The sequence below is a fragment of the Paraburkholderia sp. JHI869 genome, from assembly GCF_038900775.1.
GTDB lineage: Bacteria > Pseudomonadota > Gammaproteobacteria > Burkholderiales > Burkholderiaceae > Paraburkholderia.
The window spans coordinates 25,662-42,179 of record NZ_JAYMSC010000001.1 but is presented as its reverse complement, the minus strand read 5'-3'; the positions used below and the strand labels follow the sequence as shown (position 1 = coordinate 42,179).

8 protein-coding genes and 1 pseudogene are annotated in these 16,518 nt (G+C 62.0%); 5 read left to right on the top strand and 4 right to left on the bottom strand.

The features are described from left to right. Positions 1-21: 21 nt before the first annotated feature. Entirely contained in the window at positions 22-2,163 is a 2,142-nt protein-coding gene (locus VSR72_RS00170; protein ID WP_342950394.1) for a TonB-dependent siderophore receptor, read from the bottom strand. Positions 2,164-2,767: 604 nt separating this feature from the next. Here VSR72_RS00170 and vgrG point away from each other — a divergent pair. The 4 genes and pseudogenes from vgrG to VSR72_RS00150 form a co-directional block, all read left to right on the top strand. Continuing rightward, complete coding sequence (vgrG, locus tag VSR72_RS00165; RefSeq protein WP_342950393.1) at positions 2,768-5,407, top strand: type VI secretion system tip protein VgrG; 2,640 nt, start codon at positions 2,768-2,770, stop codon at positions 5,405-5,407. Positions 5,408-5,409: 2 nt separating this feature from the next. After that, positions 5,410-7,380: a phospholipase D-like domain-containing protein gene (locus tag VSR72_RS00160; protein WP_342950392.1), complete on the top strand. Its 1,971-nt coding sequence runs from the start codon at positions 5,410-5,412 to the stop codon at positions 7,378-7,380. Positions 7,381-7,384: 4 nt separating this feature from the next. Further along, positions 7,385-8,662: a sel1 repeat family protein gene (locus VSR72_RS00155; RefSeq protein ID WP_342950391.1), complete on the top strand. Its 1,278-nt coding sequence runs from the start codon at positions 7,385-7,387 to the stop codon at positions 8,660-8,662. Between the two features lie 16 nt (positions 8,663-8,678). Then, positions 8,679-9,698 (top strand): annotated as a pseudogene (locus VSR72_RS00150) (sel1 repeat family protein); the annotation flags it as partial. A gap of 1,410 nt (positions 9,699-11,108) precedes the next feature. Here VSR72_RS00150 and VSR72_RS00145 read toward each other — a convergent pair. Then, positions 11,109-12,065, bottom strand: a complete 957-nt coding sequence (locus tag VSR72_RS00145; protein WP_342950390.1) for a LysR family transcriptional regulator — start codon at positions 12,063-12,065, stop codon at positions 11,109-11,111. A 100-nt stretch (positions 12,066-12,165) separates the two neighbouring features. Here VSR72_RS00145 and VSR72_RS00140 point away from each other — a divergent pair, with 100 nt between their 5' ends. Then, on the top strand, positions 12,166-13,587 hold the full coding sequence (locus VSR72_RS00140) for an aldehyde dehydrogenase family protein (protein WP_342950389.1): 1,422 nt from the start codon (positions 12,166-12,168) through the stop codon (positions 13,585-13,587). 85 nt (positions 13,588-13,672) lie between these two features. On the opposite strand, the gene VSR72_RS00135 is transcribed toward VSR72_RS00140, so the two are convergent. Together VSR72_RS00135 and bla are read right to left on the bottom strand one after the other, a co-directional pair. Next, the gene (locus VSR72_RS00135) at positions 13,673-15,406 is read right to left on the bottom strand and encodes a methyl-accepting chemotaxis protein (protein ID WP_342950388.1); all 1,734 of its coding nucleotides are present in this window, start codon (positions 15,404-15,406) and stop codon (positions 13,673-13,675) included. A gap of 162 nt (positions 15,407-15,568) precedes the next feature. Further along, positions 15,569-16,468 carry a class A beta-lactamase gene (bla, locus tag VSR72_RS00130; protein ID WP_342950387.1) on the bottom strand — a complete coding sequence of 300 codons (900 nt, stop codon included), beginning with the start codon at positions 16,466-16,468 and terminating at the stop codon, positions 15,569-15,571. Positions 16,469-16,518 lie beyond the last annotated feature (50 nt).

The following is a 16,518-nucleotide window of genomic DNA, read 5'->3' as shown; positions in this document are numbered from 1 at the left end:
TTCAAAGCGTCGCGCCAGCGCTTAAAACTCCAGCGTTGAAGTCAATTCCAGCGTGCGTCCAAGTCCTACGCCCAACTGATTCGACCCCGCAGCACTCCAGTAGCGCCGGTTCGCCGCATTCTCCAGATTCGCCTGCACCGAAACGCGTTTGCCGTACACGCGCGTGGCGTAACGCACGCCAGCGGTCAAGAGCGTATAGCCGCCAATCTGCGCCTGATTCGCGTTGTTCACCTGGCGCGGCCCCACGTAATAGATGCCGCCATTCACCGAGAGACCTGCAAGCACCGGCACGCGATATTCGGCGAACAGGCTCGCCGTGACGTGCGGCGTATTCTCCGGCGTCTTGCCAACGAGCGTCGGGTCGGAAGAATCGATCTGCTTCGCGTCGAGATACACGGCCGACGCCGTGAGCGAAACGTCCTTCGTCACATCGCCCTGCACCGAAAACTCCACGCCGCGATAACGCGCGTTGCCGTCCATCACGTAGACGTTGTCGGCGTTCGTTTCGGCGCTGGCCTGCTTGAGATTGAAGAGCGCAAGCGATACGAGCGTGTTGCCGGCGAGGCGCGTGCGTACGCCCACTTCCTGCTGCCGGCTCACCGCCGCGGGCAGGATCTGGTTTGCGTTGACGGCCGTGGCCGGCGCGCTGCCCGCCGATTCGAGCGCCTCGACATAGCTCGCGTAGACGCTCGTTTGCGGCGTGATGCGATACGTGATGCTGCCCGAGGGCGACGTGTGGTTGATGTCGGAGTTCGGCGTACCGGCCTGCGAGGTCATGTACTCCGAGCGGCGCACGCCAGCGACGACCTGCAAACGCGGCGTGATGTCGATCTGGTCGAACAAGTAGATGCCGCTGTTGCGCACGTGCTGCGCGTAGAACTGCCGTGCGCTGCCGCTTTGCTTGAGCGTCGTGATGTCGATGGGATCGTAGAGGTTTTGCGCCGCCGTATACGTGTACGTCGTGAAGTCCGGCTGAAACAGCCAGTTCTGCACGACACCTGTCGTGACCGTGTGCGTGAACGGTCCGGTTTTGAAGTCGCCGTTCACTTCGAGGCGCACGTTCTTGTTCTCGTACATCTGCCCATACTGCTGGCTGCCTTGCAGCGTGCCCGCGCCAGTGGCGACGTTGTACTTCTGAAACACCCAGGCCCAGCGGTCGCGCCGCGTGATCGACTGGCCAAGCGAGAGCATCGCGCTCCAGTGGTCGTTGAACGCATAGTCGGCGCGCACGAGTTGCGACGTCGCGCTCGCCGTGGTCGGCCGGTCGTTCGGCACGAGCAGCTTCGAGGGGTCGGGCATCGCGGGCAGCGTGATCTTGCCGTTCACGGCGGCAAGCGGCGCGATGCCGGCCTGCTCGACCACGCTTGTTTCGATGTGTTCGAGATCGTATTGCAGCTTGAGCTTGTCGTTCACGCGCCAGTCGAGCGCGGCGCTCACGAACTTGCGGTAGCCGCGGTCGCCGTCGATGGGCGTTTCGACGTGCTCGTCCATCGCGTTCACGCGTATTCCGAACTGGTCGCTTGGGCCGAAGCGGCGCGCAATGTCGGCGGCCGCGCCGATCGAACCGTTCGAGTCGCCGAGCACCGAAATGCTCGTGACGGGCTCGCTGCCCGCGCGCTTCATCATCATGTTGACGATGCCCGCCGGCGCGCCGAAGCCGTAGTAGAGCGCGGACGCGCCCTTGAGCACTTCCACGCGCTCCTTGTTCTCCATCGGCATCCAGATGTTGTTGTCGATGGGAAGCAGGCCGTCGAGATAGAAGCTCGAGCGGTTGTCGAGCGGGATGCCGCGCACCGAAAGGTTGTCGTACGCGAGCCCGTTGAGCTGCTGGCGCGTCACGCCCGCGACGTTGCGCAGCGCGTCGTAGAGGCCGGTGTCGCCCTGGGCGTCCATCACCGAGCGCGTGACGACGTTCACCGTGGCCGGCACGTCGAGCGCGTCCATGCCGCGGTATTGTCCCGTCTCGACAGTTTGCGGCGCGTAGCCCTGGGTCTTGCTGCTCGTGATCTTGACGGGCGCGAGCTGGGTGGCGTCGTCGGCCGGAGCGTCGGCGTCGGCTGCCTGCGCGGTGTGTGCGATGCCGGCGATGCTCGCCGCCAGCGTGGAGTGGATGATCGCGTGTGCGCAGATCCTGCGCCATTGATGCGTGCACGTGTGCGACATGCGCGTGTGCGACGCGCGCTTCCCCGGAACCATGCTTTCCCTTCTTCTTTGCGTTCAACCAGCACTGCGGGGCCACGCTGCCATCCGGCCCCGATCAGCGAAAGAGCTGAGATGATAATGCGAATTATTATTATTTAAGAAGAAGGGCCGGATCTTTGTCGGGGAAATGCAACAGAAACGCATGGCCGGTTAAGACAAACAAGCGCGTGCCGCCCTTGCCAAAGCGTCCCGAGTGACCGCAAGCACGAGCCGCCGCGACCAGTGCTACGTACGAGAGTCGCCGTGCGCCGTTCGGCGGCGGCCGGACATCATGTTACTGCCTAGCTGTCAACAGTCTCACGCTTCGCCACAGTAGCCGATAGCTTCTTGAAATACGTCGCAATCCTGATTAATGCGATAGAGGTATCGCCAGGATCGATGGACATAACACGGGACAGCAAAATCAAGCCACTCGCGTACTGACTTAGCGGCCTTGCCGCGCGTCAAGAGTATTAATTTCGAGATGGTTTCCCGCGACGAATCTGCCTTATTTTCACGTCCTCTGGAAGTGGAAACCGGGCGGACGCCTGCATCACGATCCGCTAGTCTGATAAAAGGAAAAGACATGGCGGAATTCGATCCGTTTAACCGGGGTATCACGGGACGCCAAGCGAGCCACCTGGCGGTGCCAGGCACAGAAAGCGCGAGACAGCTTTCGGTCGTGTCGTTCACGGCCACCGAGAAGATGGGCGAACCCAACATCGTCCGGATCAGGCTGACTCATCCGCAGCAATTGCCGCGCACCGACTATCTCAACCTCGACGCGACCTTCACCATCGAGGCCGATGACGGGATCGTGCGAAAGTTCTCGGGCTACATCGAGCGCTTCTCGACGGTGCAGACAACGCAGCATTTTGTCGCGTATGAAATCGTTCTGAAGTCACACTTCGGACGGCTTGCCGCCGTCACGAACACTCAGCCCTACCAGCACCTCACGACGCCGCAGATTATTGCGGCCATACTGCGCCGCCACGGCATCCCAGATCACCTGATCGCATTCCGCCTGCGACGCCAGTTTCCGGTTCATGCGTGGCGCTTCCAGTACGGCATGACCGATCTCGCCTATGTCCAGATGCTCTGTCAGAAGGCGGGGATCTACTCCTACATTCTGGAAACGGAATACGGCGATCAAGTGGTCTTCGCCGATGACATTGATCACTATCTCTATGATCCCCGGCTGATTGTGCCTTACCGCGAGGCGGCAGGACTCGAAGCGGGCGGCGTGGAAGCGGTCACGTCACTCAAAACGCACATCCACACCGTGCCACAGTCGTTCGTGGTTGCGGATTACAACCCTGAAGCTGCCTGGGAGCGTCTCCGCGAGCAAGCCAATGTCTCCCCCGGTGATCCGACCACCTACGGTCAGCCGTATATCTACGGCACGAACCACCTCGACGCGGCCGGGGCCAGGTGGGAAGCGCAACTGCGGCACGAGGCCGCCATCGCCCGTCAGATCGTGTACGAAGGCGACAGCAACGTGTTCGCCTTGCAATGCGCGAGCGTACTTGAAACCGATATCGTGCTGCCCGATGCCCCGAAGGGCATTGTCATTATCGAGGTCACGCATAGCGGCGCACGCGATACGCAGTATTCGAACACCTTCAGGGCGATTCCTGCCGACCGGCGTTTCCGCCTGGAACTGAAGCCCGACACATGGGCAAAAATACCCGGTTCACTATCAGCACGAATCTGCAGTCCGGACAAATACACCTATGGATACCTGACGGCTGCAGGCTACTACGTGGTGCGACTCGATGCCGACTTCGGTAACTGGCCCAAGGGTGGCGAGAGTGTACCGCTGCGCCTCGCCAAACCCTTCGCGGGCAAGCTTCAGACCGGCATGCATTTCGTTACACTGGACAACGATGAGGCCGTCATTTCATTTCGAGACGGGGACCCGGATAAACCCGAAATCGTTGGGTTTCACCACCATTCGCAGGCGCGGGACCTCATCACGAGCGACCGGCGCTGGCTCTCCCGTAACACGATCCGCACGCAGAGCAACAACAAGCTGCGCATGGAGGACTGGGCGGGCCAGGAAGGCGTCAAACTTAGCACGGAACATTCAGGCAAGTCGCAACTGAATCTCGGCTACCTGGTTAACAACAATCTCGAATACCGGGGCGAAGGCTTCGAGACGAGGACATCGGGTTACGGGGTCAATCGCGCGGGCAACGGGCTGATGCTCACGACCTACGACCGGCCCGGTGCCGCCGGCAAGCAACTGGACATGCAGGAGACCATCGCGCAGCTTGAAAGCGCGCTGGCGACCGCAAAAGCGCTCGCTGCATCCGCCAGCAGCGCGAACGCCGAACCCGCCGACACCGACGCGCAGCAGCAGATGAAGGACGATCTGGACGGGCTGAGGAAGCCGGGGTTGCTCATGAGCACACCCGCGTCGGCGGCGCTTGTTACGGGCCAGGCCATGCAGTTCGCCGCGCAGGAGAACATCAACACCGTAGCAGGAAAAAATGCAGACTGGAGCGTGCTGAAACGCTTCACGTTCGCGGCAGGCGAGAGGATTTCGCTGTTCGCGCAGAAATTCGGGCTGAAGATATTCGCGGCCAAAGGCCCCGTCGAGATTCAGGCCCAAACCGATGCCATGTCGATGACCTCCGACCAGGATATGTCGATATCAAGCGTCAACGGCACGGTGCGTATCGTCGCGAATGAGGAAATGACACTCGCATCGGGCGGCGCGTTTATCCAGATGAAGGACGGCAGCATCACGCTGGGCGGCCCCGGTGACCTTTTCCTGAAGGTCATCACGATCCAGAAGCCTGGCAAGGCATCGCTGAACCAGCCGCTGGACCTGACTCACCCCGCGCTCTCCGCGTTGCCGACCACGCCGCTCACGTTCTACGCGGGCGCCTCGCCTGCCTCGCGCGCCGTGATTCCCGCAAACATGCCCTACAGCCTGTTCGTGGGCGGCACGCTGGTCAAGCAAGGCGTGATGGACGAAACCGGCCTAATCCAAGTCGAACATCATCCCACGACGCTGAAATACACACTCAAGCTCGCCAATGGAACTAGTTACACCATTCCAGTTACAGAGGACTACAAAGAGAATGCGGAGAACGGTGCACTTGCCAACGGTGGCTTGCACTTTCACGAAGGGCGACCCACCGTTGCTTCCCGCACAGTTGATCGGGCTAAACATCGCACCGGCTACAACGAATTACTTGATCCGGAAAAGGACGCCTGACCATGACCCAGCAAACCCCGATTACCGTACCCATTGCACTGTCCTGCACACGAAGCGCAACAATCACGCTTCCCTGGTTCGTGCAAAAGACGGAATACAACCCGGCTCTTGCGACGTTCAAGCCGCTGGTCAATGGCGAAGAGGCGTTTGGGACGATCTACGATGCCATGCTGAATGCGAAGCGTTCGGTCGATATCATCTGCTGGGGTTTCCAGCCGTCGATGTACTTTAAGCGTGGAAGCGGCAGCGCCTCGGTTCCAATCGGGCAACTGCTTGCACAACTTGGCGCCAGCGCAATCAAGGTTCGTCTGCTCTGTTGGCAGGATGATCTGCACCTCGCCGAACTTAGCGAGAACGAGGCGCCAGGCAATAATCTGGCCACCCAAGCGAAGGCAGCACTGGATTCGCGATGGACCAGATGGGCTTATTCGTTGCCTGGCGTCTCGAATTTCCTGAGCCCGGATTACCAGGCAGGCTGGGAAAGAGAGTTTGATATTGAGTGGTACCGGCGGGCGAATTTGAACAACGTTTCCAAAGCAAGATCACTCTCCGTGCAGGACGCCTTGATAGCTTATGGCAGCCGAGAGGACGCGTTCAGGAACGTCGAGTTCGCCACGCGCGATTTCAGCATGGACGACCGAAATGAAATCGACCATCGGGTGAAGCTCCACAACGAGGCGGTTCGTCAGGGCAAGGCCGTGGGAAGCGTTGGCAGGGCCGCCATGAAGGTTTTTCCCACCCATCACCAAAAGATGGTGCTGGTCGACTACGAAATTCCCGAGCAAGCGGTTGGATTCGTGATGGGCCACAACATGCTCGATACGTACTGGGATCGTGACGATCACAGCCATGTTCGCATGCACCCGCAAATGGGCCGCAACGGACTGCATCCTCGCCAGGACATGTCGAGCCGGGTAAGCGGCCCGGTGCTCGCGTATCTCAACGAGAATTTCTGCCAGGCGTGGGATGAGGCAACGGGCCAGAATCTCACGCAGCAACGCGCCGCGATCGAGTGCCAACTAACCTTGCGCCGAGACTTTGACACGCCCGTAATGGCGCAGGTTCTTCGCACGCAATCGCAGCACGGCAAGCGCGATATTGCCAGCATGTACCTCCAGGCGGTGAATAACGCCACGAAGTTCATCTACATCGAGAACCAGTATTTCCGCTGGCCCGAACTGGCCGAGAAAATCAAGCAGGCCGCTGCTGCCCAGGTCGGCGCTGGGCGCGATCCGGCAAAACACGGCTCAATCTACCTGTTCATTGTGACGAACTCGAATGACGAGGGCATCGGGCCAGGCACTGTCAATACGTATCACATGCTCAGTGCGCTCGGCAAGGCCGACAGCATCCCGGCGATCGCTCGCCTTGAGCAGGGCGATGCTTTGCAGGCCCAACTTTCGGCTGCACAGCGTGACCAGACGGCGGCCAACCTCCAGGCGAGCAACGCGGTCGGCGTGGATGCGAAGGTTCGTGCCTTGCAGAATCAACAGGAGGCGCAGGCGAACGTGGCCTCGCTTCAGCAACAGGTCATGGACAATCGCGACGAGAAGAAAACGGCGATCCTGCCAGTGGAGATTCCCGGGCTGAAGGTTCAGGTATGTACGCTGGTCGCGCCAGATTCACCGCCTGACAAGTGGGACTATGTGTATGTGCACGCCAAGCTGATGATTGTGGATGACGTGTTCATGACCTTGGGTTCCGCGAACATCAACCTGCGTAGCATGGCAGTGGATAGTGAACTGAATATCTGCCACGAAAATATGGCTGTCACGCAGCCGTTGCGCAGGCGGTTGTGGGGGCTGCATACGAAGGGATTCGAGAAAGGCGCGTCGGATACGCCAAAGGACGCGTTTATCGCGTGGTCAAAAATTATCGACCAGAACGCCAGAAATCAGAAAGGTGGACTGGAACCTATCGCGTCACTTATCGGCTTTTCGTACACGTCAGCCAAACGTAGCACGGACGACTAACCCGATGAAGCGGACTACATTCATCGCGGGGCTCGCAGTGATCGCGAGCGCCTGTTCGAACAAGGAGAATGCCGTGCCTTCCCAATCTGACTGGAGCGCGGTGCGCGCAAATCTCGCCTTTATCTGCGTCCACGAGGCCGATCATCTGCCGCTACTCAATTCCGATGCCGTCCAGCTTTTCAAATATGGTCGTTACCTGGAGAAGAAGGACGGACCCAAAGACTATGCTGCCATGGCGCGCTATTACCGGATCGCGGCGGCGCACGGGCACTACAAGGCCAACAATAATCTTCAGCAGCTGGTCTCGACGGGACTTGCACCGTCGCCCGATGCACCGAACGAAACTCTCGACCTCGCGGAACTGTTGATTGAGGCTGGGGTTCCTGGCGGCTATTACGACATGGGCCACTATCTCGAACTTGGCTACGGTGTAAAGCAGGACAACGAAAAGGCGCTGCGGTACTTCCGCAAGGCGGCGGACCTTGGCAGTCCTGAGGCGCAGTACTACGTGGGTGATCTGCTTTCACCGCGGGATCGTGCTCCCGCCATTTCCCGCCAGATGATGGAGTGCGCGACCGACCAAGGATACGGCAAAGCAGCGAAATATCTCGGGATTGATCTGAAAACTGACAAGCTTTATTCAGAAGCCGTACAAGCTTTCCAGAAGGGTGCAGAATCGGGTGATGCGGAATCGATTTCCTTTCTGGAAGACGGATTCAATACGCAACCGTCCGATTTACTTAACTACATGGCGTTACCAGTTGACCCCGAACGCTCTCGCCGCTACAAGCTCATCGGGGATTTTATCGACAACAACGACGGCCTGAATCCCAAGGTGCCGGACATCGACCAGATCGTGCCGCTGCCACCCGCGAAGCTGCCGGAGTGGGACGGCACGTTCCAGTGGCAGAAGGAGCAGGACGCTGCAAAGCCCCCGAAGAAGCCCGACGAGGAGCTGGTCTCTCGCCTCGCGAAGGAAAAGAATCTCGACCCTGCCACGGGCCTGCCGCTCGGGCCTGCCAAAAGCGCGAAGGCCCGGCGCGTGCCGCTGGGTACCGTAGTGCGAACTGGCGAGGTCTGCCCCATAGATGGCGTGTGGTGCGACCATCATTGGGCTTCGGTCAGCTATGAGGCGACACGGCATTTCAGGAAAGGCGAGACGATGCCGCAACTCGTCATGGACAATCGCCGCCCCGTTGCGTTGCTCGACACGCTGCTTGGCATGCGCCAGTACCGGACCGATGCGAACTGGAGCCTGGTGTCCTACGACGAGCGGACGTAGCGCGGACGACTGAACCATGACCCGGACCACACTCATCATGTTACTTGCGTTGCTCGCGAGTGCCTGTTCGAACAAGCAGAACTCAGTGCCCTCCGAGGCCGACTGGAGCGCTGTGCGCGCCAATCTCGCCTTTACCTGCGTCCACGAGGCCAATCATCTGCCTCCACCCAATTCCGATGCCGACCAGCTTTTCAAATACGGCCGCTATCTGGAGAAAAAGGACGGACCCAAGGACTATGCTGGCGTGGCGCGCTATTACCGGATCGCAGCGGCGCACGGGCATTACAAGGCGAACAACAACCTTCAGCAACTTGTCTCGACGGGATTCGCGCCGTCACCCGATGCGCCTAACGAAACGCTTGACCTCGCGGAACAGCTGATTGCAGCAGGCATTCCCGGCGGCTACTTCGACATGGGGCACTATCTCGAACTCGGCTATGGCGTAAAGCAGGACGACGAGAAGGCGCTGCGATATTTCCGCGAGGCCGCTGATCTTGGTAACCCCAATGCTCAATATTACGTTGCGGAAAGGCTTGCGCCACTAGATAGGGCCCCCGAAATTGCGAAGCAGATGCGACAGTGTGCGACCGATCAAGGCTTTGGCGAGGCTGCGAGTACGTTGGGTGTCGATTTGATGGCTGACAAGCTTTATTCGGAGGCGGTCATAGCATTCCAGAAGGGCGTAGCCGCAGGTAACACGCTCTCATCGCTGGCACTCGAAGAAGGATTTAACGGGCCGCCTTCGTCGAATCAGCTTTATTATCTAGCGCTACCTCATGATCCTGAACGCTCTCGCCGCTACAAGCGAATCGGCAGGTTTATCGACAGCCACGACGGCCTGAACCCTCAGGTGCCAGACATCGACCAGATCGTGCCGCTACCGCCCGCGAAACTGCCGGAGTGGGACGGCACGTTCCAGTGGCAGAAGGAGCAGGACGCTGCAAAGCCCCCGCAGAAGCCCGACGAGGGGCTGGTTGCACGCCTCGCGAAGGAAAAGAATCTCGACCCTGCAACGGGCCTGCCGCTCGCGCCTGCCTAACGCGCGAAGGCCGAGCGCGTGCCGCTGGGTACCGTAGTGCGAACTGGCGAGGTCTGTTGGACTGCCGAGGTCCGCCGCCTACCGGAAGTACCGCAGCGCCTTTTCGTTGTCCTGCTTCACACCGTAGCCGAGTTCGAGATAGTGGCCCATGAACCTTTCTGCAAAACATTCCCGCGTACAGCGCACCATCGAAGGTATGCATGCCCTGGCCGCGACGCGTGGCGGACGCTGCCTGTCTGACCACTACCTAAACGGCAAGACGCACCTTGAATGGGAATGCGCAAAGGGTCACCGCTGGCGGGCGACGCCTGACAACGTCATAACCCATTCCTCCTGGTGCGGCATCTGTTCGAAGAAGAAACCCCGGCGCCTACGCTTTACGATTGACGACATGCAGGCGCTAGCGGAAGCGCAGGGAGGCCGGTGCCTATCTGCGCAATACCTGGGTACGGGCACACCGCTCGAATGGGAGTGCGCTCACGGGCATCGGTGGTTCGCGAGGCCACTCAAAATCGAGCAAGGGGCGTGGTGCATCGCCTGCTCCCAGGATCGTAGGCGCGGCTCGATTGACGACCTTCAGCAGATTGCCGCTGAGCGTGGGGGACGGTGTCTTTCCGCGCTATACGTGAATACGAACACGCATTTGGAATGGGAGTGCGCAGCGGGCCATCGCTGGTTTTCCAGTCCAGCGACCATAAAAGCTGGGGCGTGGTGCAGCGTCTGCGCGCAGAACCGCCAGCGCAGCACGCTTACCGAATTTCAGCAGCTTGCCACAGTGCACGGGGGGCGCTGCCTTTCCACGGAATACGTGAACGTCGATACGCATCTGCTGTGGCAATGCAAGGAGGGGCACCAGTGGAAGGCCGCGCCCTCCAGTGTGAGAAGCGGAACGTGGTGCGGCATCTGCGCGAAGGCACGCCTGCGCGTGCCTTTGGCGGAAGTGCAGCGTGCTGCGGAGAAGTTAGGTGGCCGCTGCCTGTCCACAGAATATCTGAACGGGACCACGCCGCTGCTGTTCGAGTGCAAGGCGGGCCATCGCTGGAAAACGGCGCCTGGCGCAGTGCGTCAGGGTCACTGGTGTCCACGGTGCGCGCACGACAGGCGGCGGCTAACCATCGAGCAGATGCGCGCACTGGCTGCCACTCGGGGTGGCGAATGCTTGTCGGAACGGTATGTGGACCACCGCACCCATCTACGGTGGCGCTGTGAAGTGGAGCATGAGTGGGAATCGTCGTTCAATTCTGTGCGGCACAGCTGGTGTCCCGAATGCGCATGGTTGGCCCGGTCTACGCGAAAGGAGACGAGGCGCAAGTATGAGGCGGTTAAGGCGCCGGACATCCCGCCTCATGCTGACTGAAGCGTCACAGGTGTCACTCTTTGGATCGACGGGAATGGCGCTGTCCTGCATCATCGCTTTGAGGTGCTTGTGCGTTGGCGCCACTTCGCGTGCTTCACCGCCACGCCCTCGCGCACAGCATCGGCATGTTCGCGAATCGTCTCGATCAGCGCGCGCAAACCCGCCGGCGCGTGCCGCCGCCCAGGGTAATAGAGGCAGAGGCCGTCGAGCGGCGGCGTCCAGTCCTCCAGCACACGCACGAGCGTGCCCGCCTCCAGGTCCGCGTTCACGTTCCATTCGGTCAGATACGTGAGGCCGAGCCCGTCGCGCGCGGCCGCGAGCATGAGACCGGGCTCGTCGAGCGTCAACGCGCCCTCCACGTCGACGCGCACGGCCTGCCCGCGCCGCTCGAACTCCCACTGGTAGATTTGCCCGCTCGGCATGCGGCTGCGTATGCAGCGGTGCAGCTTGAGATCGGCGGGCGTGCGCGGCGGCTTGTGCTTCGCAAAGTATTCTGGACTGCCAACCACTGCGAAACGCTGACGGTCGCCGAAAGGCACGGCAATCATGTCCTGCGGCACGATTTCGGCGAGACGAATGCCCGCGTCGTAGCCTTCGACCACGATGTCGATGAGCCGCCCTTCCGTGACGAGATCGAGTTTCATCTCGGGATAGCGCTTCAGGAAGGCCATCAAAACGGGCATGACCTGCTTCGCCGCGCCCGCCGAAGTATTGATACGCAACGTGCCCGAAGGCGTGTCGCGAAAGCTGCCCGCCTGATCGAGCGCCTCGCGGATCGTGGACAACGCGGGCGAAACGCTGCCCACGAACTGCGCGCCGGCTTCGGTCAACGCCACGCTGCGCGTGGTGCGATTGAAGAGCCGCACGCCGATGCGCCCTTCGAGCGCCGCCACCGCGTGGCTGAGCGCCGAGGTCGACACGCTCAGCTCATCTGCCGCCGCGCGAAAGCTGCGATGGCGCGCCACGGCCAGTACGGCTTCGAGTTCCACCAGGCCCGATGTTTTCATTGTCCGAAATCACTCAACAGGTCATGCGCCATTGTACGGCTAGTCAACGCAATGGCCCGGGTTTATCTTGCCTCATCGGTTCAATTTTTCTGGAGCAGCCATGCAGATCATCGACAAGATCTATATCGACGGCGCGTTCGTCACGCCGCACGGCAAGGAGGACTTCGACCTCTTCAACCCGGCGACCGAGGCCGTGATCGGCCGCGTGCGTCTGGCCGACGCGGTGGACGCGAACGCGGCCATCGCCGCCGCAAAGCGCGCGTTCCCAGCGCACTCGCGCACCACGAAAGCGCGGCGCATCGACATGCTCATGGCGCTGCATAAGGCAGTGGTCGCGAGCGAGGACGCGCTCTTCGAAGCGATCGTGGAAGAGTACGGAGCGCCGGTCTCGCGCGGCCGCTGGATGGCGCAGCACGCCTCCAACGTACTGCGCGACGCAGCGACGACGCTGGAAAACTATGCGTTCACGCGCCGGGCGGGCACGGCGGAAGTCACCATGCAACCGCTGGGCGTGGCGGGTCTCATCACGCCCTGGAACAGCGACGCGGGCTTCATCTGCGGCAAGCTCGCGGCCGCGCTCGCCGCGGGCTGCACGGCCGTCATCAAGCCGAGCGAGATGAGCGCGATCCAGACGCGCATCGTGACCGAGGCGCTGCATTCGGCGGGCCTGCCCGCGGGCCTCTTCAACATCGTCACGGGACGCGGCGACACCGTGGGCGCGCGTATCGCCGAGCATCCCGACGTTGCCAAGATTTCGTTCACGGGCTCGACCGCGGTCGGCAAGACGATCCTGCGCACCGCGGCCGAAACGCTCAAGCGCGTGACGCTCGAACTGGGCGGCAAGTCGCCGGTCATCGTGCTCGACGACGCGGACTTCGACGAAGCCGTGCCGCTCGCGCTGCAGGCCGGATTCATGAACAGCGGGCAGGCGTGCATTGCAGGCACGCGCATTCTCGTGCCGCAGTCGCGCCTGGTCGAATTCGAAGCGAGCGTTTTGAAAGCCGTGGCGCAGATCCAGGCGGGCGATCCGCGCGACACGCGCACGAGCGTCGGCCCGATGGTGAGCCAGAAGCAATGGGAGCGCGTGCAGCGGTATATCCGCATCGGCATCGACGAAGGCGCACGCGTGATTGCAGGCGGCCCGCAGCGGCCCGAGGGCATCGAGTCGGGCTGGTTCGTGCGTCCCACCGTGTTCAGCGGCGTGACCAACGACATGGCAATCGCGCGCGAGGAGATTTTCGGGCCGGTGCTTTCGATCATCGCGTATCGCGACACCGAACACGCCATCGAGATCGCCAACGATACGCCCTATGGCCTGCAGGCCTACGTGCTCTCGCCCGATATCGAGCGCGCACGCCGCGTGGCCGCGCAGATCGAGGCAGGCCGCGTGCTCGTCAACACGCTCGCGCACGAGCCGGCTGCGCCGTTCGGCGGATTCAAGCAATCGGGCATCGGGCGCGAGTACGGCACCTTCGGGATCGAAGCGTTCCTTGAGCCGAAGTCCACGCTGGGCGTGCTTTGATGCGCCACTAGCCGCGCAGAAATGCAAACGCCCCGGTTGCGCTGCTAACCGGGGCGTTTAAAGTGCGCTTCAGCACGCCTCTACATCAGAAGGTCTGCCAGTCGTCATCGGACGTGGCCGTTGCCGGCTCGCGGCGATCCGCCTTCGGAGCGGGCGCAGCGGCCGGGCGCACGGGCGCCGGCCTCGAAGGTGCAGGACGCTTGACCGTTGCGCTCGCAACGACATTCGCCAGCGGCGCGACGCTTGCCGTTGCCGCGCGCCCCGCCGAGCCGATGTTGAACACCGACACCAGTTCGCGCAACGCGGCTGCCTGCGAGGACATGGACTGCGCCGCCGCCGACGCTTCCTCGACGAGCGCCGCATTCTGCTGCGTGACTTCGTCCATCTGCGTAACCGCCTGGTTGACCTGCTCGATGCCGGTGCGCTGCTCGCCCGAGGCCGCCGAAATCTCGTTCATCAGATCCGCCACGCGCTTGACCGATTGCACGATCTCGCCCATCGTGCGGCCCGCGTCGTCCACGAGCGCCGTGCCGTTGTTCACGCGCTCGACCGACACGCTGATGAGTTCCTTGATTTCGCGCGCCGCCGTCGCGCTGCGCTGTGCGAGCGTGCGCACTTCGCCCGCCACGACCGCGAAGCCGCGGCCCTGTTCACCGGCGCGCGCCGCTTCCACCGCCGCGTTGAGCGCCAGGATGTTGGTCTGGAACGCAATGCCTTCGATCACCGAGATGATCTGCGCGACCTGCTCGGAGCTGTTCGCGATGTCGCGCATCGTATCGACCACACGACCCACCACTTCACCGCCGCGCGTGGCCGTTTGCGATGCCTGGCCCGCCAGCGTGTTGCCCTGCGTCGCGTTGTCGGCGTTCTGCTTGACCGTCGCCGTGAGCTCTTCCATGCTCGCCGCCGTTTCTTCGAGCGAAGCGGCCTGCTCTTCGGTGCGCTGGCTCAGGTCGGTGTTGCCCGCGGCGATCTGTGCGGAAGCCGTGGCAATGCCTTCGCTGCCCGTGCGCACGCGGCCCACCAGGTCGACCAGGCGCTCGTTCATGTTACGCAGCGCGCCGAGCAACTGAGCCGCCTCGTCGCTGCCGTCCACCTGGATGCGCGCGGTCAGGTCGCCACGCGCCACGGTCTCGGCCACGTCCACGGCACGTGCAATCGGGCCCGTGATCGAACGCGTGATGAAGAGCGCGATCGTCGCACCGAAGCCAATCGCGATCACGATCAGCGCGATGGTCCAGGCGAACGCACTGTGGTATGCCGCCCTCGCCGTGGCGACTTCCGCGGTCGAGCCGTTGTGGTTGAGGGTCACGTCCTGATTGATGAGATCCATCACGGCCACGAACGACTTCGCCGAGGCAGTCGAAACCGCTGCGCGAGCCTCGGGCGTTCCGCCGTCGGCGGACTGGGCAAGGGCATCGATCTTCTTGTCGTCGTCCAGATACTGAGACCATGCCGTGCCGATCGAATCGGCCACGCGGCGCTCTTCGGCCGAGGAGACCAGCTTCGAATAGCCGTCGAACGTCGTACCGAACTGGCTGATCATCTGGGCGTGCTGGTCGTGGAGTGCAGCCTTCTCGCTGGCGTCATTGGAGATCAGCATGCGCAGCGACGTGCGGCGCACGTCCTGCGCCTGATTGCGCATGTTGCCCAGCGTCTCGACGCTAGGCAGCCAGTTCGTGCCGATTTCCTGCGTGCCGTCGAATATGCGCGACGCCTGGAGGAGCCCGGTCCCGCCCACTGCGCCGAGCAGGATCAACACAATGGCAAAGCCCGCGCCAAGACGCGGGCCGATTTTGATTCTGGTAAGGAATGACATGGGGACGCCGTAGTGAGAAGTCACCTCTAATGACGACCGCGACGCCCAAAAATTAAGTCAATGTTGCAAATATAACAGCGCGTAAGGAGATCACGAGGTGATAGAACGCCCGGTCTTTTATCATACGATTAGTATACGATCAGGAATCCGTATCAAAAATCGCTAGATGCTTGCCACGCATACTCCGACCTGCGCGATCGCCGCATCGCGCTGCGCCGGGCTCGCATGCGTCGCGCCCGTGAGATACGTCGTGACGAGAACGGGCGCACGCCCGGCGGGCCAGACAATTGCCACATCGTTCGCCGTGCCCCGGTCGCCGGTGCCGGTCTTGTCGCCGACGCGCCAGTCCTTCGGCAAGCCCGCGCGCAAACGCGCATCGCCTGTCTTGTTCGCGACGAGCCAGGCAATGAGCTGCTCGCGCGAAGGAGTGGAAAGACGCTGGCCCAGCAGCAACTCGCGCAGGTTCGCGACCATCGCGGCAGGCGTGGTCGTATCGCGCGGGTCGCCCGGTATCGCTTCGTTGAGCGTGGTCTCGTTGCGGTCGAGGCGCGTTACCGGGTCGCCAATGCCGCGCGCGAAGGCCGTAATCGCGCTCGGTCCGCCAAGGCTCTCCAGCAGCAGGTTGGCCGCCGTGTTGTCGCTGCGCGTGAGCGCGGCTTCGCACAGTTCGGCGACAGTCATGCCCTCGCTGCCTGCGCGCGGCCCGCTCACCGGCGAATACGACACGACTTGCGCCTTCGAATACACGATCTTGCGCGCGAGGTCTTCCTTGTCATGGTCCTTGCGCGTCAACACAGCCGATGCGAGCAACACCTTGAACGTACTGCACATTGGAAAGCGCTCGTGCATGCGCCAGCCGCGCACGTCGCCGCTCGCCGTATCGAGTATCGCCACGCCGAGCCGTCCCCCCACTTGCGCCTCGATCGCGGCGAGCTGCTTTTCCAGCGCGCCCGCTTGCGCCTGCGTCGACGCCTGCGCCGCCGTTGCGCAGAACGCCTGAGATGCAACGCCAGCTATCGCACCGCCTAACACCGTCATCGTGAATCTACGTCGCGTGATCATGGCCACTCCCTGAAGAGCCGCCACTATCGCGTGTTCTTCACTAAGTGACA